At 48.1% G+C, this 25,716-nt stretch carries 26 protein-coding genes; 2 read left to right on the plus strand and 24 right to left on the minus strand.

The window, feature by feature from the left end:
- Positions 1 to 15: 15 nt before the first annotated feature.
- From R7E47_RS12180 to R7E47_RS12215, 8 genes are all read right to left on the minus strand, one after another.
- Positions 16 to 969 carry a DUF3150 domain-containing protein gene (locus R7E47_RS12180; RefSeq protein WP_000027441.1) on the minus strand — a complete coding sequence of 318 codons (954 nt, stop codon included), beginning with the start codon at positions 967 to 969 and terminating at the stop codon, positions 16 to 18.
- 98 nt (positions 970 to 1,067) lie between these two features.
- Entirely contained in the window at positions 1,068 to 1,835 is a 768-nt protein-coding gene (locus R7E47_RS12185) for a hypothetical protein (protein WP_067206273.1), read from the minus strand.
- On the minus strand, positions 1,835 to 2,794 hold the full coding sequence (locus R7E47_RS12190) for an AAA family ATPase (protein ID WP_022614428.1): 960 nt from the start codon (positions 2,792 to 2,794) through the stop codon (positions 1,835 to 1,837). Before R7E47_RS12190 ends, R7E47_RS12185 begins: the two co-directional genes overlap by 1 nt.
- A gap of 209 nt (positions 2,795 to 3,003) precedes the next feature.
- The gene (locus R7E47_RS12195) at positions 3,004 to 4,020 is read right to left on the minus strand and encodes a YqaJ viral recombinase family protein (protein ID WP_000862954.1); all 1,017 of its coding nucleotides are present in this window, start codon (positions 4,018 to 4,020) and stop codon (positions 3,004 to 3,006) included.
- Positions 4,021 to 4,080: 60 nt separating this feature from the next.
- Complete coding sequence (locus tag R7E47_RS12200; protein ID WP_000167276.1) at positions 4,081 to 4,224, minus strand: hypothetical protein; 144 nt, start codon at positions 4,222 to 4,224, stop codon at positions 4,081 to 4,083.
- Between the two features lie 81 nt (positions 4,225 to 4,305).
- On the minus strand, positions 4,306 to 5,124 hold the full coding sequence (gene bet / locus R7E47_RS12205) for a phage recombination protein Bet (RefSeq protein WP_000414662.1): 819 nt from the start codon (positions 5,122 to 5,124) through the stop codon (positions 4,306 to 4,308).
- 79 nt (positions 5,125 to 5,203) lie between these two features.
- Complete coding sequence (locus R7E47_RS12210) at positions 5,204 to 5,623, minus strand: single-stranded DNA-binding protein (protein ID WP_012368368.1); 420 nt, start codon at positions 5,621 to 5,623, stop codon at positions 5,204 to 5,206.
- Between the two features lie 15 nt (positions 5,624 to 5,638).
- Entirely contained in the window at positions 5,639 to 5,965 is a 327-nt protein-coding gene (locus R7E47_RS12215) for a plasmid-related protein (protein ID WP_140077943.1), read from the minus strand.
- A gap of 369 nt (positions 5,966 to 6,334) precedes the next feature.
- On the opposite strand from R7E47_RS12215, the gene R7E47_RS12220 reads away from it, so the two are divergent.
- Complete coding sequence (locus tag R7E47_RS12220) at positions 6,335 to 6,937, plus strand: hypothetical protein (RefSeq protein WP_140077944.1); 603 nt, start codon at positions 6,335 to 6,337, stop codon at positions 6,935 to 6,937.
- Positions 6,938 to 7,114: 177 nt separating this feature from the next.
- Here the strand turns inward: R7E47_RS12220 and R7E47_RS12225 are convergent, their stop codons facing one another.
- The 6 genes from R7E47_RS12225 to R7E47_RS12250 all read right to left on the minus strand — a co-directional run bounded on the left by R7E47_RS12225 (position 7,115) and on the right by R7E47_RS12250 (position 14,890).
- Positions 7,115 to 7,771 (minus strand): quinolone resistance pentapeptide repeat protein QnrS2, encoded by a 657-nt coding sequence (locus tag R7E47_RS12225; RefSeq protein WP_012537714.1) that lies wholly within the window; start codon positions 7,769 to 7,771, stop codon positions 7,115 to 7,117.
- A 433-nt stretch (positions 7,772 to 8,204) separates the two neighbouring features.
- Positions 8,205 to 11,897, minus strand: coding sequence for a conjugal transfer protein TraN (gene traN / locus R7E47_RS12230; protein ID WP_140077945.1), 3,693 nt, complete (start codon positions 11,895 to 11,897; stop codon positions 8,205 to 8,207).
- 2 nt (positions 11,898 to 11,899) lie between these two features.
- Positions 11,900 to 12,928 (minus strand): TraU family protein, encoded by a 1,029-nt coding sequence (locus tag R7E47_RS12235; RefSeq protein WP_039995231.1) that lies wholly within the window; start codon positions 12,926 to 12,928, stop codon positions 11,900 to 11,902.
- Positions 12,912 to 14,036 (minus strand): TrbC family F-type conjugative pilus assembly protein, encoded by a 1,125-nt coding sequence (locus R7E47_RS12240; RefSeq protein WP_008844790.1) that lies wholly within the window; start codon positions 14,034 to 14,036, stop codon positions 12,912 to 12,914. Before R7E47_RS12240 ends, R7E47_RS12235 begins: the two co-directional genes overlap by 17 nt.
- 10 nt (positions 14,037 to 14,046) lie before the next feature.
- Positions 14,047 to 14,559 (minus strand): S26 family signal peptidase, encoded by a 513-nt coding sequence (locus tag R7E47_RS12245; RefSeq protein ID WP_169666767.1) that lies wholly within the window; start codon positions 14,557 to 14,559, stop codon positions 14,047 to 14,049.
- Positions 14,543 to 14,890 (minus strand): hypothetical protein, encoded by a 348-nt coding sequence (locus R7E47_RS12250; RefSeq protein WP_008305502.1) that lies wholly within the window; start codon positions 14,888 to 14,890, stop codon positions 14,543 to 14,545. The genes R7E47_RS12245 and R7E47_RS12250 overlap by 17 nt, the downstream gene beginning before the upstream one ends.
- 129 nt (positions 14,891 to 15,019) lie before the next feature.
- Between R7E47_RS12250 and R7E47_RS12255 the strand changes: the two genes are divergently transcribed.
- Complete coding sequence (locus R7E47_RS12255) at positions 15,020 to 16,123, plus strand: RNA-guided endonuclease InsQ/TnpB family protein (RefSeq protein WP_032479266.1); 1,104 nt, start codon at positions 15,020 to 15,022, stop codon at positions 16,121 to 16,123.
- A gap of 62 nt (positions 16,124 to 16,185) precedes the next feature.
- On the opposite strand, the gene traC is transcribed toward R7E47_RS12255, so the two are convergent.
- From traC to traL, 10 genes are all read right to left on the minus strand, one after another.
- Positions 16,186 to 18,597: a type IV secretion system protein TraC gene (gene traC / locus R7E47_RS12260; RefSeq protein ID WP_008844786.1), complete on the minus strand. Its 2,412-nt coding sequence runs from the start codon at positions 18,595 to 18,597 to the stop codon at positions 16,186 to 16,188.
- On the minus strand, positions 18,597 to 19,289 hold the full coding sequence (locus R7E47_RS12265; protein WP_008305510.1) for a DsbC family protein: 693 nt from the start codon (positions 19,287 to 19,289) through the stop codon (positions 18,597 to 18,599). The genes traC and R7E47_RS12265 overlap by 1 nt, the downstream gene beginning before the upstream one ends.
- A 131-nt stretch (positions 19,290 to 19,420) precedes the next feature.
- Complete coding sequence (locus R7E47_RS12270) at positions 19,421 to 20,359, minus strand: nucleotidyl transferase AbiEii/AbiGii toxin family protein (RefSeq protein ID WP_000356587.1); 939 nt, start codon at positions 20,357 to 20,359, stop codon at positions 19,421 to 19,423.
- Complete coding sequence (locus R7E47_RS12275; protein ID WP_002026815.1) at positions 20,352 to 21,143, minus strand: type IV toxin-antitoxin system AbiEi family antitoxin; 792 nt, start codon at positions 21,141 to 21,143, stop codon at positions 20,352 to 20,354. The genes R7E47_RS12270 and R7E47_RS12275 overlap by 8 nt, the downstream gene beginning before the upstream one ends.
- Positions 21,144 to 21,362: 219 nt before the next feature.
- Complete coding sequence (traA, locus tag R7E47_RS12280; RefSeq protein WP_000180225.1) at positions 21,363 to 21,749, minus strand: TraA family conjugative transfer protein; 387 nt, start codon at positions 21,747 to 21,749, stop codon at positions 21,363 to 21,365.
- Positions 21,746 to 22,318, minus strand: coding sequence for a TraV family lipoprotein (locus R7E47_RS12285; protein ID WP_148532759.1), 573 nt, complete (start codon positions 22,316 to 22,318; stop codon positions 21,746 to 21,748). Before R7E47_RS12285 ends, traA begins: the two co-directional genes overlap by 4 nt.
- A 74-nt stretch (positions 22,319 to 22,392) precedes the next feature.
- Positions 22,393 to 23,682, minus strand: a complete 1,290-nt coding sequence (locus tag R7E47_RS12290) for a TraB/VirB10 family protein (RefSeq protein WP_053410659.1) — start codon at positions 23,680 to 23,682, stop codon at positions 22,393 to 22,395.
- A gap of 6 nt (positions 23,683 to 23,688) precedes the next feature.
- Positions 23,689 to 24,582, minus strand: coding sequence for a type-F conjugative transfer system secretin TraK (locus tag R7E47_RS12295; protein WP_053410672.1), 894 nt, complete (start codon positions 24,580 to 24,582; stop codon positions 23,689 to 23,691).
- Positions 24,566 to 25,192, minus strand: a complete 627-nt coding sequence (locus R7E47_RS12300) for a TraE/TraK family type IV conjugative transfer system protein (RefSeq protein ID WP_000667170.1) — start codon at positions 25,190 to 25,192, stop codon at positions 24,566 to 24,568. The genes R7E47_RS12295 and R7E47_RS12300 overlap by 17 nt, the downstream gene beginning before the upstream one ends.
- Positions 25,189 to 25,470 carry a type IV conjugative transfer system protein TraL gene (gene traL, locus R7E47_RS12305; RefSeq protein ID WP_000433889.1) on the minus strand — a complete coding sequence of 94 codons (282 nt, stop codon included), beginning with the start codon at positions 25,468 to 25,470 and terminating at the stop codon, positions 25,189 to 25,191. Before traL ends, R7E47_RS12300 begins: the two co-directional genes overlap by 4 nt.
- Between the last annotated feature and the right edge of the window lie 246 nt (positions 25,471 to 25,716).

A 25,716-nucleotide genomic window follows, 5' to 3' on the forward strand; every position in this document is an offset into this window, starting at 1 on the left:
ATGCCCTCAAGGACGTTAGAAATAAAATGAGTTTGGTACAGTCGAACCAAGGTTTGGTCTGACGGTTGGTTGTGGTATTGCACGTAAGTTATCTGCCTGAGCAGATACTGGCTGTGCGGGTTTAGGTTCAGGTTTGGGCATCAGTTGTCTGATATCCAATTGACCTTCACCGTGCATTCTCATCTTGTCTGGATCAGACAAAATTAAAATGGTCGCCATCAGTTCGTGATAGAGATTGTCTGTCACAGGGCCGGTCTTCGGCAGACGAACAAATAAATTGTCCATCGCTTCAACCATCGGCTGAACTCGATGATCCAGGAAGGACAAACCATCCAACTTGTCTCTTAATCGCTTGAGCGGATTAAGGGCTCGCTGACTGATTTGATTCTTGCCTGCAACGGAACGCTCAAACAGTTCATTGGCATCACGAGCCACCTCCCTAAAGAGGGTGTGTCCCATACCATTGACCTTGTCATCTAAGCCTCCAGCTTGTTCAGCCGGTTGCATTCGATAGATGGCATAATCGAACTGAAGCCGTTGTTCCACGTCTTCGATGGGTGACAGCGCACGCCGGATTGCATCTGCAAATTCCGGGTGTTTCGCAACCCAGTCAAACGTCACCTGATCATAGTTGTCCAAGAACAACTGCTTACACTGCGCAAACTCCTGACCGATCCGGTCAAGCTCTGGAACAATCTGATCAATTCGGTCTTCAGGGACGGCATAGCCACCTAAAAACCGCACACCGACTTGCTCACACAAGCGCTGCGCTTCTTTTTTAAGCCGTTCAAAGTTCGCCAATGCCTCTGGGTCGCAAATTTTTTTACTCCCTAAGCTGGCAACATCCTTCGGTGGAAGTTGGCTGCCATTGGCTAATCTGAAATCTTCAGGCCTTAGTTTTTTTCTACCGCTCCAGATGGAACAGTCGATGTGACAAATCAAAAGTTTGTCGAGGGTTTGAATACTCATAGTGCATCCTCATGCGAGATGGGGACGCACCACTCCAAACAGGAGCAATGGCCCCCGTTTGGGTGGTAGTAGTTGACGCGCTAATGGCAATACCACTATCAGAAATAGTAATTTTGCGAATCAGGCGACGATTGGTTGAGATCGATTTTCGCAGGCATTAAGTCCAGTGCTTCAGCAATCGGGCGAACCCGCTCTAAATCACTGCCTAGCAACCGCAATACATCTTTTTCCAACTTCAGTTGGTCGGATACTTCTATCCCTTCAGGACTCGCTACTGTGAGCGAACACAATGGTGGTAATTGACGCTTAAAGGCCAGTAACAGCAACAATGGCCACGGGCCATCATCAGTGTTAACAATGCCAGCGCCTTCACCTGACACCATGCTGATTTGATTGGTACTAGGTAATCCGCTTTTGCAAAACCCTAATGACCATTTTCCAATCCTGACCTGGTTATCATCAATAACAGCCAAGCCATAGGCTTCAAGCAGCTTTGCCATATCGAACAACGCTTTTTGAGCCAGCGAGATTTGGCCATTGACGTCCTTGCGAGTACGAAACTCCCAACTGACGTTATTGGCGCACGCGACGCTATCTAGCGCATTTGAGAGTTCAAATGGCCGCCCTTGATGATCAATGCCGACTTGTCCAACAAATCGATAACCCTTGTTGATTTTCTCATTGATTCGTCGGTCTGCTTCAGCGTTAGGATCAGTCGAGTCAATCAATCGCTGCTGCGACATTTGACCAGCTTTTCCAAACCGAACTTCAATCTCCTGGGTGTCTGATCCAACGTAAATGGCCCATTCTTTGGCTGTCCCATCAGAATGACTGTAACGGTAAAGAGCAAAGCACTTTTCCATCATCAATCCTCCCAGTGGTCACCGAAGACATCAGCGGCAATACGGTGAATAGCTTCACGTTGCTCCAACTCAGCACGAGCCGTCAAAGACCGAACCAGTGCATACTCCACTGCGTTAGGAGCACCTTTGAAAGCAAGTGTTAACTTTGCCCAGCGCACCAAGGTCCTAGTGGACATGGTGATACTAAGCTCAGCACCGCCATCCGCGCCCCCAATAAAGAGACGACGAATGTCACCAGCCACTTTCACCATTTTCTGGCGAAAGACTTCTGGCAAGCCCGGCGCAACGTTCTCCAGAATGGCTTCCTCTACAGAAGGCTCTGCATAGGTCGCTTCGATGATTCTAAAGCGATCAAGAAAAGCCAAATTCTGTTGGAGCACACCTTGATACAAGCCCGTTTGGTCACCGCTGCCCGCACTGTTGCCGGTAGCGATAAAACGAAACTTGGCATGTGGCATGATGATCTCACCGCCATTTTGTGCGATGACCAACGGGGCACCTTCCAAAATGTCATTGAGCCCAGCCAGTTCAGCAGGCTCAGCAAGATCCATTTCATTAATGATCAGCAAATGGCCATGCTTGACAGCCAGTGCCAGCGGCCCATACACAAAGGTCATGTTGCCATTAACCAGTGTGTGGTGACCGATAAGATCGGACAACTCCAATCGACCGTGCGCAGTAATTTGCTGAACAGGCCAATTCAATCGAGAAGCAACTTGGCAAATTAGCGAGGTCTTACCGCATCCCGTGGGGCCTGTAATATACAAACCGTCACCGTCTGGGTTAGACAAGAACGCCAATACGTCACGTAAGTCTTCTTTTCTAAAAACATACTCGTCCTTGCGAACGGGAATGTTTGGATGGGTAGTGTCGGCACTAAATCCTTCCAGAACGAAAGCATCAGGAGCCGGGACATTAAACGCTTGATTCACTTGAACCAAAAATGGGGATTGTTCAGTCATGGTAAACCTCATCAGTTTTGACGAGGCTCCATGCCCCAGCAGGGAATGAAGTCCCCGTCGGGTGGTATGTTGATTGTGGTATGGCTGTGTATGTAAGAGTTCAGCTCGCTCTATCATTCGTACCCAGCATTGGCTACGAGTGAAACTGCTTTCTGATGCACTCCATATGAGCGCATTAGAAAGGAGCCGAAATCGGCTCCAAGTGAACGTTAAAAATAAAATGAGCTCGGCGAGTCACCTGGCAGAACCAAGTTCTCTTGCTCAAGGCTGATTTTGATTGGTGTTTCAACGGGCTGCTCTGGCTTATTGGTGCTAATGCGCAACCGCTCTTGTGGCGCTTTTCGGTAAGCGGCTAAAACCTGTTCATCCAGCTCGCCTAACTTATCGGTGGCCAATTGCTTATAGTCCACCGTGCCCGCCATCATGTAGCGGCTGAGTTTGACCCCAGCATAGTCGGCATGAGCGTAGTTACCCATCATGGCGACCAATTTTGACTGGGCGTCTCGCATTTCCTCTTTCAAAGATTTAATGTGATTTTCCAGTCGGACCACTTCGGCATGTGCTGAGCAATACTGTCGAGACAGCGATGTCCAACGGTATTGGGCTTCACCCTTAGGAACAAAACAATCTTGCTCAGGGCATTTTGACGGTTCTTTTTTGGTCTGTACTAACTCCCAAAACTGAAGCGCTGTTTCTTGCAATTCAGTTAAGAACGCCGCGTCTCGTTGTATTTCAAACTCAATCAGTTGATCCTCAAAATAGAATACCAACCAACCACGCGTGCTATTGGCGACCAGTATTTGATGCTGTACTTGCACCCAATACAACTGGTACGCCTCGCTTTGTTCTCGATGAGCTTGCACATCCTCAAAAACTGACTGGCAAGGACATTTCAGTTCAACGGGCTCGCCCGCATCGTTGATGCCATCAAAGCTGGCTCGAAAGATTGCGTTATGATCGGCTTCTGCACATAACGGCAGAAGAAAGTCATTATGCGCATTTTCAAATGCTCGCCTTGCTTGAGGCTCCAACCGTATACCGCGAAGCACATTTGGATTATTCGACAGGTCTTCCGGTAATACGAATCCAGTTTTTTCTGCCCATAATCGCCAAGGTGTTTTGTAGGGTGAACGCCCCATAATAATTGGGGCTTCAGATGCCGTAACCCCTGCAATGCGCCACTGGTGCCATGCAGGAGTACGTTGTGATAGGTCGATAACCTTCATATTGCCTCCTTTGAAGGGAGACTCCCCCGAAGGAGAGAACTCCCCTTCAGGGTTAAGTGGTTACTTTGCAGCTTGTGCTAACGCTGTTTGGTGCTGAACAACACTTGCTTGAAGCGAATCAATTGCCGTTTTACCGGCTTGAATCGAACCTACGACAAGGGCAACAACCAATACCAAGCGAAAAAGTGAGGCTGATTTAGTCATGGAAGATCTCCAAAAAAAGACGAGACCTTCCCCCTGACGGGAGAATAATCCCGCCAGGGTTAGTAAAATGAATGCGTGGCTCTAAGAAGCTAAAGGCTGTGTGAGCGCTTTGGCTGCTTGTTGCTGTGCATTAAATATTTCTTGTTTCGCAAACGTCAGTTCAACACCTTGAAAATGTTCATTGGCATATTCCAATGCACTATTCCAAGCGTTTGAAGCTTCCGCCCGCTCGATAAGCTTGTAAACAAGCCCTCGGGTTCGATCATCAACTTGCTCGGGTGGAATCACCGATGGCTCAACAACGTGTGTTGCTTGGCCTTCGATAATTCGCTCCGCTTCGTCTTGATCGAAAATTCCCACAAAGCCAAACGCAATGCGGGAACACTGGATCATGGATTTATGTCTTAGCATTCGCTTAGTGTGCGTCTGCCATGGACCATCTACCCGGTAAGGGCCATTTTTGCCGTTACCTTCAAAAGGCGGTCGATAGACTTCATCCAGATACTCAGTGATTTTGACTGGGTGCGAACGGTCGCGCCGGTAGATGATGCATTCCATCCATTCCGGGCATTCTTTCGCGCCATCCAGGGAGACTTTGTTTTCTGAAGTCTTGAACTCCATGCCATCAAACTGGTCGTGTTGATTGATGATACGAGACCATCCATCGACACCTACCACTGGAATAATTCCAGCTTGTTTATCAGGGAACGCAAAAATCTCTTTGGTGAAAGGGTTCAAGCCGTACTGATCTGCGACCACCAAGAGCGCCATCATCTGCTCATTGGTCGGTGCACTACCGTCACGTTGCTTGAATGCTGTTGCTTTTAGGGTATCGAACAACTTGTTTGGATCGACACTAAAGCGCTCAGCAAAGCGTTGGATTAGCTTTGGTTTTTCCATTATGGACTCCGACAATCAAAGTGGGAGTCTGCCCCTGACGGGAAAGTACTCCCGGCTGGGTTAAAGCGTTATCGCTCGGTTAAAAATCTGGTTCAGGATAAGTTTGTGCCCAATTAGCTTGGGAGCTCGCATCATCCGCCGGTGATGGCTCAGATGCTTTGTTCACACTATCAAGAAGCAGAAACTCGTCCGCGTCCACTTCGGTCAATCGATGCTTAATGCCATCTTTCTCCCATGAGCGCGTGCGCTGAGGCCCTTGAACAAAAAGCTTCGCTCCTTTTTGGATCAAATCTTTTGCTCTTAGCCCTAACTTAAATCCACCACGATCTCGAAAAACGACCCGATGCCATTCCGTATGCTCTTTGAGCTCATTGGATTGACGGTCGCGCCATTTCTCAGAAGTGGCCAGCGAAATGCTGGTCACTAAATCACCTGATGGATAGGCTCGCGTCTCTGGCTCAGAGCCAACGTAGCCTATGAGTGTTACTTGGTTTTTCATGATGTTCTCCTCGTCTTAGTTGAACTCTGTGCACACAGTTGCTTCTACCTGGCTGGGCAAAGAAGACTGACGACGCAGATAGGTTGGTATTTCGAGTAAAGCCATGTCGTACTGATGTGGCTCTTTGTAAAACGCAGATGTCAAACGGGGCATACCAGGAGCTTTAGGCACTGCCATTGGACGACGTTTTGGTGTTGGTGTGAGCAACCGTTTGATTTGAATAAATACAAATCGAAACGGGCGCACGCTTTGACGAGCAAGCAATCGCAAAAGCGACCAGCTCAGTTTTGCAAGCAACATAATGCCTGCGACTTGGATAATAAATCCGAAGATATATTCCATGGGTGACTCCTTAATTAGGTTGTGAAGGAGTCACCCCCAACTGGGGAAAACTCCCCCAGTTGGGTGGTGAAAAGGCGAACCATTAGGAACGCATGGTTGAGCATGTAAAAACATGCAGGCTATTTGTTTAAGGAGGCTAGCTACCTCTTAGTACCACTGAGAATACTCAGCGGCGGGCTTCCTTTGAGCTCATGCTCTCAGGCGCAGATATCACTGAAACAGATCAGCAATATTTGATAGTCAGTGTAACCGTCTTATCCAGACAGGATAGTTAGAAAGATGCTCAATTCTTCCACCTAGCTGAAAGGCCATTACCGCACAGAGGATTAGGCTAGGGACTGATTATTGTCATATCAGGAGCAAAAACTTATGGCCCAAGCAAAACCCAATTACTCAAAACCCATCTTTGAACAATCATTCACAATTAATAGCTTACAGGCGCAACGTGTCGTTGACCGTGTTTTTAGACGGACGGTCAGTGCGCTTTACGGAATCGATGTCATCCTGCGCATCATTGGCGATGAGAACGAAATTGATGAAGTGGAACAGATCATTAGTCAGTTGATCGAGGATTGCGCTAAGGCGGTAGACAACGAACAATCTCGTTTGGACAAATTGATGGAGTCCAACGGCATCGATGAAGTACCTGACTACACCGACCCGATTACCTTCAACGCAAAAATCAGCTCGCCCCAGGTTGGCCAGTTTGTCGGCTTAGTTCGCAAACTCGATGCGTTGATGATCTCAATGGACACACTTTGGTTATCTAGCGTGCTTAGCAACAAACAACGTATTGATGGCAACTACGCATGGCAACAGCGCATTATCAAACTGGCTAGGCGCATTATTGATATCGAAATTCGAGCTCGAAAATCAGCCCAAGCGAAGGGTAAAGAAGCAGAGGTTGAACAAGCGGCGCCTTCAACCGATGACGATATCACTGAAGAGGAAACAGATACCCCCGCCAACTAGCCAGCTAGGCTCCCATCACACAGCCCCTCTCGAAGGGGCTATTGAAATTTAGTGTTGTGGATTTTGAAACACAGTTTTGGACAAGAATGAGCTAGAAGTATTGATCTAGCTCTGGTGATTTGAATTAGAAAATGTATTAATGTTGTGTATAGTTTATCAGCAGGTATTCGTAAGCATCTAGTCAGGAAAAACAACAATACCCAACGCTTCGAGAAGCTGTTCTTGTTGCCAGCTGGCAATTTTGATACCTGATGTATCGACTTTTCGAGGATCTAAACCGTCGAGTTCGGCGTGACATAAATTAGCACCCTGTAGGCTAAACTGTCCCCAGACATCTTCAGAAAAAACACCTCGACTTAAGTCTGACTCTTTCAGTGATGCGCCCGCGAGGTGAGTCCCTATCCAGCGATTTTCAAACAGCTCACATTTTTCTAAACAGACCCGCTCCATATTGGCATAAGACAGGTTACATCCAGTAATAAAGGCTGAGCAAAAGTACATACGATTACTCACTTGATTGGCAAAGTTTGCTCGGGAAAAGTTGGCCCCTTTTAAATCACACTCACGTAACTCAATACCGTAGCAATTGGCGTTACTAAAGTTTGCCATCGCAAGCTGGCATTGTTGGAAACTTGCATCGCGAAGGTCTGCGACATCAAAATGGCAACCTTCGATATCACCCTGTTCAATGAACTTGCAGTTAATAAATGTCGCATCACGCAAGTTAGCACGTCGAAAATCGCATCGGATAAAGGTGCAAGCAGTGAAAGTAATATCACTTAGATCTTGATGTGAAAAACTGTGGTGTCGATATGTGTGACGGTAGGTTTCCATGTTGACTCCTATGATGAACTGGACGCAACACTACCATCAAAGCCACATCACATCACCAAAATAAAAACACTAAAAATCAAGATCTTAAAAACCCTCATTTTGCCTATTTTAAGGGGGTAAAATAGCGCCCTGAGCCTCTATGTTAACGTTCAAAGTACGCGGCACCATTGAAAAAAGTTATCCGCTTAAAAAGCCACAGAGAAAAGGAACCCAATAGATTACTGATGTCCGCCATTAGGTAAAGTAACCTTAAACGGAAGCCTGCAATTTGAAGTAGATACAAGGTCTAAGAAGGAATGGGGCAAAAGCGCGTTAGCTGAAATATGTTCTATCTGTGATCACAAAGTGCAAAAATGGTTACTTTAAAGCGGAAAAACACATTAAAGTAACCAAAATGGAACATTATTGGCGCAGCTATTTTAGAAGGACATGCTCAATTATTCCCCGAAATTTCTTCCGTCGCCTCCTGACGCAGTTTCTGGGCATCCATTCCGTTTAGCCGGTCAATGGCTCTGTCTGCGGCACTCTGACGATTTCCATCAACGTTTAGCGTACTTCCTGAGCCAGTGAGTCTTTCCAAATCCAGTGACGGTATTTCTGGTAGGTTGCCTGTTATCGATAAGATTCCAATCCATTCATCGAGATTGACTTGGCTCCAATCGACCTGGTTTAACTGACTCGCGGTCAAACCTTCACAGTTTGGTGACTTCGCACTTCCCCAACCAAGGCCCAATTGTGGACGCACTTGCTCTTGAATGATCCGTGAAAGCGGCGAAGTAAAGCAGCAATATGACTGCCGTTTTTCAACACAGGCACCTAAGAACTTAGACTTGCAGTAAGAGCCCACGTAGTGGCAACTCTTCAATACTCGCTTGGCGTTCATTTCAAACTCACTCTGCTCACATTTCCAGATAAGCTGAATGAGGATCATGGTGACTGAATAAATCATGTAGGCCGTCATAACCGTACTCAGAACCGCGCCAGCTGCGCCACCCAGCGCAAAGTTACCACCCGAAACGACACCATCGGCTCCAACCGCGCCACCAACGTTACTAAACAGTGCCGATTGCGCCCCCGAACCAAAGGTCGTACCTACCCATTCAGCCGTTTTGTTGGTCAACACCTGCATGAAGCCAGTCGCAGCTTGCTCCGCTCCCGCGCCAGCAGCCGTTGATGGCCCAGCCCCCATAAGAGAGTCCCATGCAGACACAAAGGGCTCTTTAACCGCACTCCAGGTGCTCGTGATTGGCTCCCTGAGCGTATTCCAGGAACCATAGATTGCCGAAGACGGATTCATGGCCATGACTGCCGTATCAAGTTTGTTAACCGCCACTATCATCGTGATGTAATCTGATAACGACACGCCACTTGGCTTTTCACAGCAATCCACTATGCCACCAACGGCTTTTTTGCACTGGCCAGCATTACCTTTAAAGACCGTACACTCGACGTTATCTTGGCCATCAGCTCCCGTACATGACATATCATTGGTCATAAACTGCGCCGCATTAAGCATCGCAGCGGCCTCTGCAAAGTTAGCCTGCTTGATTGACTCTGGCTCTAAACAATCTGTGCCCATACAGCGAACTGGCCCCTCACAGTTGTATTGAGTTTCCATTCGTGCATTTTGCACTTCAACGCTTTGTCCGCAGTCATACACCAAACTTTGGATATAACAGAAGCCTTCATGACCAGCCCCGCCTTCAGTGCATTCGGTTCTGACATACTGGCAGGCCGGGTTTTGCTCCAGCGCGGAACACGTATTGGTGGTCGTGTTTTGTCCGTTATTGACGATGGTTTGAGTATTACCATTGGCATCTACCCAGCTATCTGAGCTGCCCATATTGAACTCTGGATGAGCAGTCGAAGCATTGTAGGTTGCTCTTGCCCTCCAGCATGAGAGCCCTAATCCATCAGAGCTGCCACGACTCGTTAAATGAGCAGGAGACGAAACAACAGCCGGATAAAGGCTTCCAAGCTTTGCCAACTCGCCACTACCAACCGTTAACCCGTCGATTCGTTTTGTGCCCGTATCCAAACACTGCCACTGCACCGCAGTAAACTGATCCGTTTGCATCAAGCATTGGTCTATGCCTGGATCACTTGATTGATGAACAACCTCCTGTTCTAAGTACTTGCCAGAGAAGGTCAATGAAGCGCTCAGTTTCGCAGGAGCCAAACACTTCTGAACTTCTCGGCTGCAAGTATCGAAATCGACTTTGTTCCAGCCGGATTCACATCTGGAGCGAGTGACTTCGCGGGGTTCATTCCACGAAATAATAGACCCATTGACGACTTTACAGAATGAGCCAACCAAGGTTCCTTTTGGACAGGTCATTTCAGGGTACTTAATGGACGGTTTCGTCTCAGTCACCGTTTCCTCATTGCCCGTCAGTGAGAGTGTCGTTTTCCAACCATTTACCTTGGATGGCGACTCGGTGATTTTTATCTCAGTATTTTGATTATCAAAAATCCTCAGCGTCGCGTTTCCAGTTTGCATGGTACTGCTGTGCTGTGGAACAAAGCTGAGCGTTTCGGAGCTAAAGCAACCGCGCTCAATGAACCAGCTTTGTTGATGGGTTTCAGCGGATACACGTCGCTCTAACTGACACTGAGTAAGCGTGCTGATCTTCTCGCACACCTGATAATCCGGTACATGCTTGGTTTCAGTAAATGGCGTAATCGTCTGAGTAGGCTCACAGGCCTCAAAACTACTTGGCATAAGGTTGGATACCACACACTTTGGATCGCTGGTTTGCAATCCACAGTCATAGGTATCGGTAAAACGAGTGCATTCACCTTTATCATTGGTCTCGGCACATTCTGACGACATGAAGCCACAGGAAGGATTCGCTTCAAGCACTTGGCAAGCCTGATTTTCAATCCCCTTATAGCTTTCGTCATCCACACTGACTTGAACACGCCGACACAAAGGCGATATGCCAGTCACAGGGCTTGGGGCAAAGTAGGATTCACAAACTGAAACACCATTGACCACCGTACATCCGTTGGTTGAAGAAGGCTGATCCGTGCATTGAATGCTGTAGTCTGAAAACTTCGTCGGGATATCCGCTGCTTGTTCAATACAGGATTGCGGTGACCAACTATCATTCATCACCACCTTGGTTGGATCAAAGCGCACCTTGATGCGTGCATAGCCCTCACCACTACCCGTTACCGATACGCGAATTTTGACTGGCACTTCTAAACCGGGCTCTAACGCTTTTAGCTTGGCGGTGAGGTCAGTATTAGGATTGCGTTCCCAACTGGTACTAAGCTCGCAGCGACCTGCCGTTTCTGGTGGAAAGTTATTGTTCGGCCCAGACCAGACTTTCTGATCGCCAAGCCACACCTGCATGTAGTCATCCCATTTGGCGTACTCAAGAACGGCTGAGGTAATCGCATCGGGGTTCACGACTTTGAGTGTGATGGCCTGTTCAAATACTTTACAACGGCCACTCCAGTAGTTGTCGCCTATTCGTCCAATCCAAACTTCAAGACATCCCTCACCACAAGAGCGAAGGTTCATAGGTCCTGAAACATGCTCAATAATGCCTGCCGTGTAATCGTGAGTAATAGTGCAGCTGTTAACCGCTGTATTGAGCCTGTCGCATTGCTGGTAATTTGGGCTACCTTCACCTTGAGACTCACAGCCTGGGAAGCTTTGTGTTAATAGATTGGGGTCAGTTTGAACCGCATCGGTTAATGCCCAAAGCGGATCATTGACCATATCTGGCCGCGACCTGTCTTTGATTTGCTGTAGCGAACGAAATGCTTCACCCGTAGCGCCACTTTCGGATGCCATGCTCTCTTGGCGCTGCGTCCCCAATTGATTCATACTGGCATCAGAGCCATAAACGCCCATTAAGACATCCAATGAGCCCTGATCCATACCAGGGAAAAGCTCTTGCAAGTTAATCGTCTCATTACCACTGCCATTCGGCACCGACAATGTATTGCCATTGAGTGCGGGCATCGTCCAGTTTTGCAGCAATTGCTTACCTTCCTGTTGTCCGCTTAGGCCGGATTGACGCTGCACATCAGCGGCCACACCATGTAAGGGCAGGCACGCCATAGTGATTGATAAAATACCCGCTAACACTCGGGTAAAAAGTGTTGGTTTCATGGTTAACCTCCCGAGTTACAGCAGTCTTGCCAGCGCCACAAAATGTAGAGCGCATCTTCACCGGCACCGGGGATCGTTCGCCACTCTCCCCATTTCATGGTGCTTTCACCGATAACATGAGCACTTTCAGTTTCTGGTACAGGAAAGAACATACTCATCTTGTATTGGGATTTCGGTAGCATGGGTTCGATAACAGGTCGGCATAGCGCACTGTTCCCCATTGTTCGTCTAGCAAGACCACGTCTGTGTTGAGCCGCGATTGCACGCGCCGCTAAATGGCTGGTGTTTTCTGCTAATGAGCCAAAGGCTAAAGTGTGGCCAGATAAGGGATATAAATGGCCCCAACTGCCAGCACACCAAAACAACTGGTCGATGGGTTTACCAAGCGTTGATGAAGCAGCGTCAGCGGTACAAGCAGAGATAGCCAATGGATTAGCAACAGCAGCAGCTTCAGGCTGAGTAAAAAAGGCCAGTTCATCGTTCAGCCATGTTGGGTCCAATTCCGACAAATACATCAAGTCAAAATCCATGTAACCATCGGCATTGCAATTGCCATCCATGAACAAATCGAGCATGACCAAAAGCGGAAAGGCGTAATAATGGTAATGGTAGAAAGCAAGATCACCGGTATCGTATTCACCTTCACCATGACCACCTTGCAATCGCCTATCACCTAACGGTAAGCGAATCCCTCCCAGTGAAGGCGAACAACCTGGCGTTCTGACCAGTTCAATCAAACGCGCTGGCTCCCACATACTGGTAACAATACCTGGCCTTGGCACGCCTAAGTTGTCTTCACATAAGCAAAATGACTTATTTGATGCGCCGCTTGGGACATTGCCAGAGCCAAGAGGAAGACCGGCAACCCGGATAGGAAAAATGCATGACCAGCAAACATCCGTCAGCAACTTGCCGGACAATAACCCCGCGTCTGGGCAAGTCAATTCGGCTTTTGCAGGAATAGAGGCGCTTAGGACAAACATGACAACGAGAGTCCGCATCAGACGATACGTATTATTGAGCTTTTTCATGAACAAGCTCCTTTGCTGGAATTTCTTCTATTTCAAACGCGAGCCCCTTTGCTTGAACAAACGATGGGGTGACTTGCAGATCAAAGCGCTGCTTTAGCGAGGCATTGAGAAGGTAAACCGGACTATCCAATGTCTTTTCGAGCGCATTGAGGCGATTCCAGCCTTGGGCACGGTCGAGCTGCGTGGTGATAAGCGTAATGCGGCGCAGCGTCCTATCTTGCGTCTCAAGCCAATGCGCTACTGCGTCCACTTCTTCAGCGTTCGACGCATTAAACACCACGAGCTGCTGAGTAAATGGCAAGGCTTTGAGCGGGTTAATACGCGTTCCTGCTGGGATCAATGTTCGGCCATTGGCATCCAATAGTGGCCGCTGCATGACGATGGTTGGATCAACCGTTCTTATCCGATACTGCGTGGCTTTGGGTAAGTCAGTGAATGTTTGGCGAGACCAGAAACGCTCAATGGCTTTTTTCTTTAATGCGCCCAGGTCAATCGACTGTAATCGCTGCATCGCCACTTGCATCAAATCCGGTTCTAAAATCGAATGAATCGGACCGCGTTGACCCAATGAACCGGTATTGCCGGTTTCAATTTGGCGTTGCAACCAGTCCTTGCTGTAAACCCCTAGTGCACTTGCAGTCACCTTGTCATCGTCTATGCGAAAAATGGCAGGCACGCTAGTCACCCGCCAGTGCACAAAGGCTTTCGGATCGATTCGAACCTGAGGAACAGGATCAAGCCCCGTCATCAGGGTATGCCAATCACGGATAGCTGCCCCCAAGGTCTTTCCTTCAGGAATTCCCCGAAACAACACAATAGCGCCGGTAGCACTGGCCTCTTTGAAAAGCTGCTTCAGTGACGAATCTCCCAGTGAGGACGACGCAAATATCAACCATTCATCGCTGTGTTTGAGCGACGCAGGTTGTTCAACCGGTGCAAAAGGCTCTATAAATTCAGATGCACCATCCACAGCACTTTGTAAAATGCTGCGGCTCATTTCGACGATCTTTTTGTCCTCGTCAGACAACGGATAAGGCTCTTGTGCCCAGGACACTTGCACCCAAGCCAATGGAGCAACCAACAAAAATAAGAGGCATAGTCTTCTCATCATCCACCTCCTACCAAAGCGGCCAAGCGCGACCGACAATCTGCTCGCGCTTAACGGCATTCCAATAACGGGAGTCGAAACTCGTTGCGGCCTCACCGGAAAACCAATACTCGTTTTCTTGCAGCGTCAATGAGCGGCTAAATTCTGTTTCAGCCACACCAAGACGCTGGGCTAATGCCATGCCGGTAGAGACTTCAGCACCATTCACCAGCACATGCTCAGGCGTCACCTTGACTTCATCCCCTGGCATCCCTGTTAGGCGTTTCAGCATCCGAGTACCGTCGTTATATAACGGAGCGAGTCCTTTTGAGTGGAAGGCATACAGACCATCCTTAACGGGCTCTTTATTCCATAAGTCAATCAGATATACCGTGGTATCAGGAAGGCAGCGCTCTTGCTGGGTATCAATACCTATTCGGTAGCGCATCATGGCATAGGTGCCTACCAAGGCCATGATTAACGCAAGAATGGTCAGCCGGATGAGATATGGCCGCCAAGGCATTCTTTTACGGAGTATCTGCATGAGACACCTCCTTTGAGCCTACTGGCACGAAAACAGAATCATCAGCGCCAACCACCGCTTGGGCATCCAGCACGATAAAACCGGCTGCTTTTAACTTTTCAATTTGCTGATTGGTCTGAAGCAACCTGGATTCGATGTCTTGTTCGCTGGCATTAGGACCCAGTGACAACACCGCATCCCCAAAATCCACGACTGCAATGGGCGTACTTAACGCCAACTGGCTGTGGATGGGTTCGAGTGTTTTCATTAAAAGCCAGCTGGTCATTAAACCGCTACCAGCAATAGACAAAGTAATAGAGGCCATAAATGGCCAAAGCGTGGTCTTATTCATCTAAATCCCGCGAGAAACCCCGTCCTTCTAGGGCGAGGAGGGATAGCGGTTGCTCCGAAGGAGCAAAAACTACCCGATTGGTTAATGTTAATATTTACTTTCACAAAAACAACTGTATTCTTGTGAACTATGAAAGAGATCGCTATTAAACAACGCTTTTACCCAACGACTGAACAGGCTCAATTGCTTGCGCAGACTTTCGGCTGTGTGCGTTTCGTTTATAACGCGATCCTTAAATGGCGTACCGACGCTTTCTACAACGAAAGCAAAAAGGTTAACTACAACACGGCAAGCTCTAAGCTGACCGAACTCAAGAAGCAAACTGAGTTTGAATGGCTTAACAGCGTGTCGTGTGTACCGCTCCAACAATCTTTGCGCCATCAACAAACTGCGTTTAAGAACTTCTTTGAAGGAAGGGCGAAGTATCCAGCCTTTAAGAAGAAGCGCAGCAAGCAAAGCGCAGAATTCACGAAGTCGGCGTTTAAGTTCAAAGATGGCAATATCTACATTGCCAAGTCCAAACAGCCGCTTGATATTCGCTGGTCGCGTGAACTTCCTAGCGAACCAACTACCGTCACTATCTCGAAAGACAGTGCAGGCCGCTACTTCGTGTCTATGCTTTGCCGCTTCGAGCCTAAACCACTGCCTGTTACCAAAAAGACAACGGGTATTGATTTGGGTTTGACCGACCTTGTGATTACCGCTGACGGGTTTAAATCTGGCAATCCCCGCCATACTGCAAAGTACGAGAAGAAATTGGCTCAGGCGCAACGCCGCCTTTCCAAGAAGAAGAAAGGAACTGCCAACTTCCACAAAGCCAGAATCAAAGTTGCTCGCATTCAGGCGAAGATTGCCGACTGCCGCCGCGACTTTACCCACAAACTCACCACTACGTTGATAAACGAAAACCAAGTGATTAGCTGTGAGAGTTTGAGCGTTAAAAACATGGTCAAGAATCCGCGACTTGCTAAGGCCATTGGTGACGCCAATTGGGGCGAAATGGTTAGGCAGCTTGAGTACAAAGCAGAATGGCGCGGCAGAACACTTGTCCAGATTGACAAGTGGTATCCGTCTAGTAAGCGTTGTAATTGCTGTGGTCACGTAGTTGATTCTCTACCGTTACATATAAGGCATTGGACTTGTCCAGCGTGTGAAGCGCGCTTAGACCGTGATACCAATGCCGCTATTAATATCAAAGCCGCTGGGCAAGCGGTGTTAGCTTGTGGAGCGTAAGTAAGTCCCGATTGTTCTAATGAACTTCGGGCATAACGCCTTGAAACAAGAATCCCCTTCCTTTAGGGAGGGGAGCAGTCAAAGCCTCGCTCCTTCAACAACTGAGAGATGGCATCAGCAACAGAAAGGCCTTTGCGCGTTAACTGTTTAATCGCGTTTACATCTTCTGCACGGGACGAGTACAACAGCTTGTGAAACGGATCGACGATAAGGCGGCCAATCCCGGTGCCCATCTCGGTAATAAAGAAAATCTCGGAATAGACACCCGTGACGGTATGAACCGTTTTCAGGTATTCGTAGCCGCCTTCACCTAATGGCAAACGGCCTTCTTTTTTGAGCGCGTTGATGGTTTCGGCTTTTTGGCCAAGCAGGTACATATTGGCCGAGTTTTCAGCGATGGCTTTACCTGTAGGGCTGTCGTATAAATCGTTGACCGACTGCGTTACTGTTACAGCACTGCCGCCATATTTTCGAAATCGACGGTAACCCGTCTCGATAAACTTACCGACATCACCTTGAGTCAGCAGATCCCAGGCTTCGTCAATGAACACAATCTTGCGACGATCCCGCTCACCTAAGTACATCTCCTGTTGGATTTGGTAGATAAGCTGAAGCAACACCACTTGTTGCAGATGCTTACGCCCCTTGAGCTCTTCTAACTCCAGAACGGTGAATCGGTTTTTGAAGCGAATATTGTTGTGACCATTAAAGAAGCGGCCATATTCGCCCTGTGTCGTAAACGGATAGAGCTGCTCACCCACGTCCTGCACACGTCGGTCTTCATGATTTTTTAAAGCCTCTGCCACATCATCAACCAACATGGCACGACCTTTTTTCTCCCACAGTTCACGGGTCTGACGTTTTAGGTTGGCCATCTGAAAATCGGTTAATGACTGCGTAGGTGCGGCCATTGCGGCCAATAACCCAACCAGTACATCCGCTTCTTCGTCATAGTCCTCAACGATTTCAAACGGGTTTAAGCAAATGCCACTGTCCCGCCCGAACTGTAAGAACTCACCATCATAGACTTCACACAGCTTTTCATAAGAGCGGCCAACATCAATTACCCAGCATTGCCCGCCTTCAGATAAGTAGGAGGAGATGATTTCGTTCACCAGGAATGACTTGCCCGATCCCGATTGCGCCGCGATGCAACAGTTGTAATTACTGCCCGAGTCATAAAGGGACACACTCATGATCTGGCCATTGCGGGAAACAAAGTTAATCACTGGCGTGCCCGTGCCTTTCCAATCTGCAAACAAAGGCAACAGTGGGATCACATGTCGTGTCGCCATGGTCTTAAATCGAAACAAGTCGTTCATCGCCTGGCGGTCGGCACCAAATGGCAAGGCATTCAGGAAAATGGGCAAACAGAAGTACTTGTCTTCCATCAGCTCAAACCCGAGTTCTTTGAAATAAGTTCGAGCATTTGAAACAGAGCTGATGGACGCCTCTTCCGTCGGGGAAAACAGCGTTAAGGTCATATTTGCCCGAATAGGACGATCACCTTCTTGCAAGGCTTCAAAAAGAACATCAAACCCCTTTTTCTTGGCTGCCAGCACCGGCACAAACTTGAGCATCGGGCCATAAGCCTGATTGACCGCCCATTGACGCTTCGTCTCTAAACGAGATCGCATCGCCTCGGCTGAAGGAAAGTGAATGGTGACATTTAGCAAAAAGCTGCCGCGTAAGCCGCGACTGCCCGTCATCATATCGCCCGCAAAACTTGCGGCATGACCAAACCAGATCCGCTCAGGCAAGCGCTTAAACGATAAGGTTTTAACTCGGTAATCACCCAGCATCAGACCTTGGCTATCCACCTTGATAGCTCGGTCATAATCCAACACTTGCTCTCGAAGTGGTTTATCTGCCTCACTGCGGATTGGAGATGGATTACGCCAAGAAGCATCTTTTCCCCAGTTAAGTTGCGCACTTAATGCCGCGAGCCAATTTCGGTCAGTCATCTCAGTGACGCGAAAACCAACCGTTGCCAACGCCTGAGAGAAAGAAGCTCGAAGCGCGGATGCTCGACTCAACTCACGCTCCGTCGGTATAGGACTTTCCAAAGGCAATTTGCAGGTGACGATCAGTTGAAAGTTGCGTACCTGAGTCTGGGTCGATTCTTCTATCGATTGAACCGTGCCCCCATCGAGGAAATCCGCACGTTTGCGTATCGACGCCCTAAGCAATGGATCGGATTGACGATGCCGTAAGCCCATCATGCGCTGAAGGTCGGTTTGAATATCAGGCGAGGCGTACAGGCCAAATTGCAGCAAAGTGTCTTTTGGCCAGTCGTTGTTGAGTAGAACATTAACCCTGTCTGCAACAGACTCATCACCACCAGGCAATGGGTCACATAGAAAACCAAAGCCAACACTCTGGTCTTCCATGAAAAACAGTTGCTCATCGTCGGAATAGGCCAATACTGGCAAGAGCTCTGAAGCGCGTTGCCCTGAATACAGAGAGGCTTTCATTAACGCCCCTCCAACCAAGCAGAAAGATCATAAGGACGGCCTCGGCTGATGCGACCATCATTGGCGACGATGAAAGGCACACCTTGAATGCCCAGGATTTGAGCCGTCACCAAGGTACGCTGCATTGGTTCTAAGTTGCAGGCATCATCCTGTTCTAGGTTACCAATCCGGCCATTCAGCAATGCATCGGTGGCCGCTTTTTTGTCACGCGCACAGCCAAGCTGGCGAACCTGACGCTCTGAATCAGGACCAAGCACTGGCACAGGGAGTATTTGGAAGGTGTATTCTTTGGTTAACGGTAAAGCTTGTTTCAAAAGCTCATGGCAGTGCGGGCATCGTGGGTCAACAAAGACCACCACTTTCTTTTTGCCTTCACCCAGCGTCAGTGGATTCAAATCATCCATTTTTAGGCCAAGACGACCTAAGTCCAGCGTGTTCCCCGCTTCACGAATTTCTTCAAGGCTGGTAAGCGGCTTTTTGGACCAGGCATCATAGAGCGTGCCATCAATGACGAACCGGCCACTGTCTGACATGAAAACAATACGGCCATTGCTTTCGACCGCTTTCATACCCGTGACAGGTAAAGAAACCATGCCGTCAATTTTGCCAACGGGCGACACTTCAGACACAGGTTCAGCTTGAACCAAAGGAGACAGCGCAAGCGCCAGAATGATTGGAGATAGTTTTCGCATGAGGAGTCCTCGTTAATGTAAATCGAGGCTCCAGTCTATGCAGTTGTCCTATGTGGACTCGGTTAGATAGATTGAAGAAATCGCAATCTAACTAGGGGGCTTATAGCTCGTTGAGGTTTGTTATAAACGAATTACTCGGCGTTTGCGTTAACAAGCCAATCATCAAGCACTTGCTTCAATTTATCTAATTGCTCTTGGTGTTTTGCTTGATTCTTTGCCAATTTGTTAATGTTCTGCAATTTCCAACGAATCGCTGGCAAGTCTGCTGCATTAGGATAGTCAAACAATGCCCAGTCAGGTTGCCCTCTTTTGAATGACATAAGGAAAGCATGATCTCTTTCTGTGAAATGTTTTTGCAGTTCAATTAACATCATGGGCCTAACAGAGGCTAAGTCTTCGCATTCAACTTTTTCAAAAGTCATTCCGTCAAATTCTGCCTGAAATTTCTCATTCAGAGGCTGCCAGTTTGGCGACATGACTTCATTAATAGGCCGAGGGTGACTTAATGTATAGGTTAAAAAACCCACCAAAATCTCTCTCGAAATCCCTTCACTGCCAAGTAACATACGCACATCAAATAAGTCGCGAGGATGTTGGCGATCCATTGCAGCACACAATTTCCCACCATACAGATCGGGAAGACTGACTACCTGAATCTCAGCATAACCAAACTCGTCTTCAACAGACTCTTGAACTGGCATTATTTCTGCACTATGCAATGTACCTCTGGCGACGGGCGACACTTCAATTTTGATCGTCGCAACCGGACTTGATACAACGATTCTCAGTTCATCAGCTTTATTATCCTGAAATGCCGCTCTGATATCTGGTTGAGTATTGATTCTGTCTGTAATGCGCTGCAATGCAGCCCTGACATTAATCAAAGCCTCATCTCTTGGTTCAAGTGGAAGATAAGCAAGATCAATATCTACAGATAGCCGAGGAAAATCTCTCACAAATAAATTAATGGCGGTGCCACCTTTAAGTGCAAAAACCGTCTCTGTTGCTACCACAGGAAGCATTCTTATGAGCAAGGAAACCTGTTTGTAATATGGGCTATCTTTATCCATTATGTTGTTCACCTTTTTTGACGCTTAATATCTCTGGCACTGTGATTTGATATCGCTCATCAAAACGTCCTTTTTCGACAACCTGCCGCTTTCCTGCACCCAATTTAATTCTTGTTTCATCTATGCGATTGACCCACTGGTGATCGTAGTATCGACCCAGAAATAGAAATATTCGGTTTGCCTGCACAGAGCTGCTTCGCTCAAGAATATCTTGTACTTTTCTAGGGCTAAGATTGACTAAACCCTGAAATAATTCTGCGACATGCTCAAATGAAATCAGCTTCCCAATAGCGTCTACCACTTCATAGGCAGCAAGTTCTGCACAGCTGACAGTGAGTTCTTTCTCTTTAACCGTGATCCTTTTCAAATCTTTCTCGGGATTCACTTCAAGCTTATGATTTCCACAGTAAAACCAATTCTGATAAGGGAATTCACGAAACCATTTTGGTAAGGACGACTTATTTTTAACGCAAATCCAAACTTGCTCTTTGTTCAGCTGTAAATAGTGACTCAGTCCTTGGTGAGTTAAGCTGCTCAATCCAGCCAAATGAACTGAAACGCCCAATTGCACATCTAATGCTTGAATGGCATCAACCCAAGTTGGCTTTATATCGCCCTGCGCATCTGGACGATAATACACGCCAGAACATAGCTTCTTTAGCCAACCGTTCTGCGCGTACTTTTGAGCCAAGGAATAGCTCACACCGTTTTCAGTCAGCCATTGCTGAAGTACTAGCGCACCAGGAGAAGTATGAGCAACAAGCCAGTTTATCTTAGATGACATTTTAACACCCAAAGTATGAATATCACGAACAGTATAAACCATATAGTTTATTGTGACAGTGATTTTAACACTTTAGGTATTAATATACCAAATACTGTAAACCAAGCCCGCTAATGCGGCGTTGTTGAAATGAAAAGGTCTACACAACATCACCAATAACCCGATGTTGTGTAGACCTAGTTTGATTACCTTAAGTGAACTGCCTACTGTGGTTCACATTCAGGTGCCCAGTAAAACGGCGCTGATTGCTGGAACTGTTGTGCCAATGACTTCTTGAGTGCTGGCAACAACAGGTAAGGTTGCAGACATAACACTTTCAACGACTGTTGGTGTGTTGTAGAGACCCATACCGCCACCAATGCCCAAAGCAAAAGCCATCAAGCTTTGGCGAGCGATACCGCCCACAATACCCACCAGAACCATGGCTCCCGCTACGATCCGTCCCAAAGTACCTTGGGTCCAGTCTTTTAGGGTATCCCACACATCGGTGAAAGCATCACCACCGGTGCCCGCAAATGAGGGCTCCGAAATCATTAACGCCATTAAACCAAGCGCACCAATAGTCATTAGGCGCTGAGTTTGAATGGTGCGAACTGCATTTGTCATTCGTTAGTTTCTCCGTAGATACTCAAGTTATCGCGCTTACCATCAGCTCCCGCTGAGGCTGAATCGCTTTGAGTCTGAAGTGGACGTAGCACTGGCGAAACCGTTCGAGGTGCTGACACCCCAATATCCCACCGGCGCGGTTCAATTTCGGTAAACACGTAGCTGGATAAATTCAGATCCCCACGGTCATCCTCCCAAGGCGCAATCCAAATCCGCATTACCCTTGAAGGAATGCGAATAGGTGCAGATTGCTGCGTCTCAGGTAATGCTGGATGGCTCAGCAGTCCTGTCTCTAAATCAGATTGTGAATACCCAGAGGGAGAACCAATTCGAGTCGCCACAGCATCAATCGTCTTGGGTGCAGCGCCATTACTGGTAAGCTCATAGACTTCACGAGCGGATAAACAGCGCACACCGTCAGGCATACCTGGGCATCCATATTCACTACTCCCAAGACTCAATGAACTACAGCCAGACAATAAGGTTGAGCCGACTGCCAATAAAAGTAATCCAGCTTTAGACCACTGTTTTGGCTGGTGCTTTGAGTTGTTCTGCATTGATGTCGTCATGGTTAACTCTCCTCTGGATACACATCTTATTGTCTGAAACGGACTTCGATCGGTTAGCAACATGCAGGATTTTTTCATCTTCTTGCACCTCCCCCTTGCGAAGTGGCCAACGACAACGAGGCACCACGAGTGACTATGACTTCAATTTTCCTTGCAGCGTCTACCTCTATGACTGGGAACATATTTTCAGCCATGTCCAAATAGAACTTGGCCACTCGATCCAATGCTTTACCAGTGCCTTTAATCGCAGCACCTTGTAATGCTTCTTGGCTCATGACTTGCTGGTACAGCTGAGTATCACCGGCATTACCCGTCTGAATAGTCGGAACAGGATTCACATCAAATGCGCCTGCCAAGCCCTGAAGGAATCCGGCCATCATCGATTTGGCCACCAGCTGGCCTTGTTTCGACACTAATCGGCCACGAATACCGGCTTTGCCGTCTTCACCCACGGCATAAGAATCCAGTCGTGTTTCAATGACGCCACCATCTTCTCTCACACATGAAATGGTCTCGCCTCGCAAATAAGCACGCTCAGAGCTCAAATCACCGTAACCTGCGGCGATCAAGAAACACTCTTTGATATCCGCTCTAAATCGGTTGGGTAAAATGGCTTCCTTTTGAATCCTCAGCAATGCAGGAAAAGGCTCGCGTCTTGCGGACTCGTGAGTAGGAGCATCCAAACCTGTGATCAAAGTACCTGAGATGATGCTGCCCGCCGGTAGATACAAAGGCGGCGCTTCTTGCACAACAACCTCTGGTTCAGCAACCACTTCAGGCTCAATCATACGAATCGTGATTGGCGGCAATGGAACATCTCGTGCTCGTGTACCTTGGCCATTGGCTGGCTGCTGATAGAGCGGATCAGGCAGCGGCGCATTGGCAAAATAGTCGTCTGGGTTAGACGGCAGAGGCTTTTCTTCTTTAGGCAATTCCATGGCAGATAAAGGCACTTCAAAGCGGCTATTTGTGCCTTCAACTGCTGCATCACCTCCAGCGCGAACATCATCAAGTTCCGCTCGAAGGCGAGCCAACTCCGCATTGACCTCACTTGGTATAGAAGGCGAACCTGGGCTTAGCCGTCCTGAATCAACGTCACGACGCAAGCGCTCAACTTCACGACGTAACTGTTCATTGCGCTCACTGAGTAGTTTTACGTTCGCAGCCAAACTATCGACCCCAACATCACGAGTATTGGTATCCGTAAGAATGTGCCGGATCGTTTCCTGCCGGTTCCGACTGCTTGAGCCATCGTCAGGATTAGGTGAAAACACCATCACCATAAGGATGAGACCACCAGCAATACCAGCAACCGATAGACCCCGCTTCATGTTCGGGCTCATTTGTTCCCATTGTGCTTTCATCGTTATTCACCCCCCCACAAGAAGCGAAGGTCGCAGACTTTCCACCGCTTCTTCACGATGATTGCGAACAACCACATACAACTCAGTCTTTTCACCCGGCAACAAGATATTGCGAGGCCAGTAGGCGCTTGCCACTATATCTGGTGTATTACAGGCTATTTCACTGGCTTCTATCGGCTCATCGGCAAAGCTTTCAACTAGTCCTACATAGACAGTGAAGTAATGTCCCGTCACAATTTGCCCCTGCTTAAAACCAAACTTTAAGCCCGGCTGAAAACATTTCGGGCTTGTGTCAGTTTGGCCAGCCAAACGGATGTCATAGCCTTGTGGTAGTTCATTTAGTGCAAGTCGTCTGAGTAAATCACGTAGGCTATCGACGTATGGCTGAGCCGTTTCCCAAGTGGCGGCTTTTCGGTTCACGACGCCCTTAATAGGCCACTGCTGACCATCAATAGCTAAGGTGATTTCACGCGGTGGAATACGACGGGGTACTAAGGTGACTGATAATGCGGGCGCTTCCTGACCAGGCGGAGTGATGTAAAGTGAAACCGGTGATTCTTTGTCCGTGGCCACATATACAACATTCCCCTTGATTTGCGTCTGAGCATCACTGGTTGTTCTCACCTGAGGCGATTCAAACGGCGTCACAATCCGATTCAGATGACCAAGTGCTACAGGGATCAGTTCATTAACCCCCGGTGTCATCTGTAACGTTGTTGGCACATCCGTTGCTACCTTATTGCTTTGAATAGGTGGATTTGCTGTAGCAGGCTGCTTCATCACACTGGCTGGCACAATCGGCAATTCCACGTCTGCATACGACGCTTGAGATAACAGGACGCCACTCAAGCTCATTGCGATTAAGCTTGGTGTCATCCATCGACTAATTTTGGTTCGCATCATTCACCCTCCGGTTTTGCTCTTGGGTCAACTTTTCACGAACGCGCTTCGTTCTAGCTTGCCCCTCATACGTATCCATCCAACTGAGCTTTGGACGGTATTGCTCAATATCGATGTCAAACTCATAGGTGCGAGTTTGGCGCTGTTCATCTCCAGATGGCCCAGAAACCAAGGAATAACCGGTCACAAAGACATGGCCGGTTTCATACTCATACTCCACTTGTCTGGGTTGGAATTTGAGCGTGACTCGGTCTTCTCGGATTTGCCTTGCCTGAATTTCCAGTGCATCGACCACTTGCTGGTACACCGCTGGAGAAAGCAGTGGTTCTATAGCAACCCGGATAAAGGACACATTACCCGGCGTCACGTTGCCCATAAGCTCAGCCAGGTAGAGCCCCCAGGACTCCAGGTAAGGTTGAGTGGCTTGGTTTCGTGACACTTCAGCCGTTTCAGACAAGGTTGGCGGTTGAATAGCTACCACGGTATTGCGAGAAAATGCCGCAACCGCAAGCAGCAAGTTAGATAGCACCAGCACCGCAATCAGGAACCGTTGCCATCGGTTCTCTAATTGCGTGCCTTGCCATGATTTTAAAAACACGTCGAACTTCACGGCAGATAGCTCCTGATAAATGGGTTAGGGATCGTCTTGGCTTTGGTTGGCAACAGCCCGGCCCAGTAGATGGCGTGAAGAATAAAACCATCTGGGCGACCATCACGAAAACGCCGATAGAGCTTGGTTGTCACCAACCCCAACAGGCATAAAACCAAGGCATTACCGGTAAAAATGCCGATCACTAGCCCCAACAGAATGGGAGCCATCTCATCGGCACTCCAAAGCAGGAAGTGCGGCGGGTCATCGATATAGGATGGAATATTCACAGGTTCCATAGTCACTCCTCGTTGTTTGAATTGAGAAGTGAAGGATGCCTTGGGATTGGTAGGTTCAGTGGTCAGCTAGATGCCGAATTCTTGAAGGTTTTGAGGGTTCTACTCAGACAATACTAACAATTGATCTTTTTGATGCGGTTGATATGATGGGGTTATTGGTCGTGTCGAGACCAGCTGCCCACTTTAGCAAACCCGGACGGGACGACATGCATATCAAATTTATTTTTTGCTTAGGTTTTTTCTGCG

The sequence above is a fragment of the Vibrio sp. Vb1026 genome (assembly GCF_033338745.1).
Lineage (GTDB): Bacteria > Pseudomonadota > Gammaproteobacteria > Enterobacterales > Vibrionaceae > Vibrio > Vibrio alginolyticus.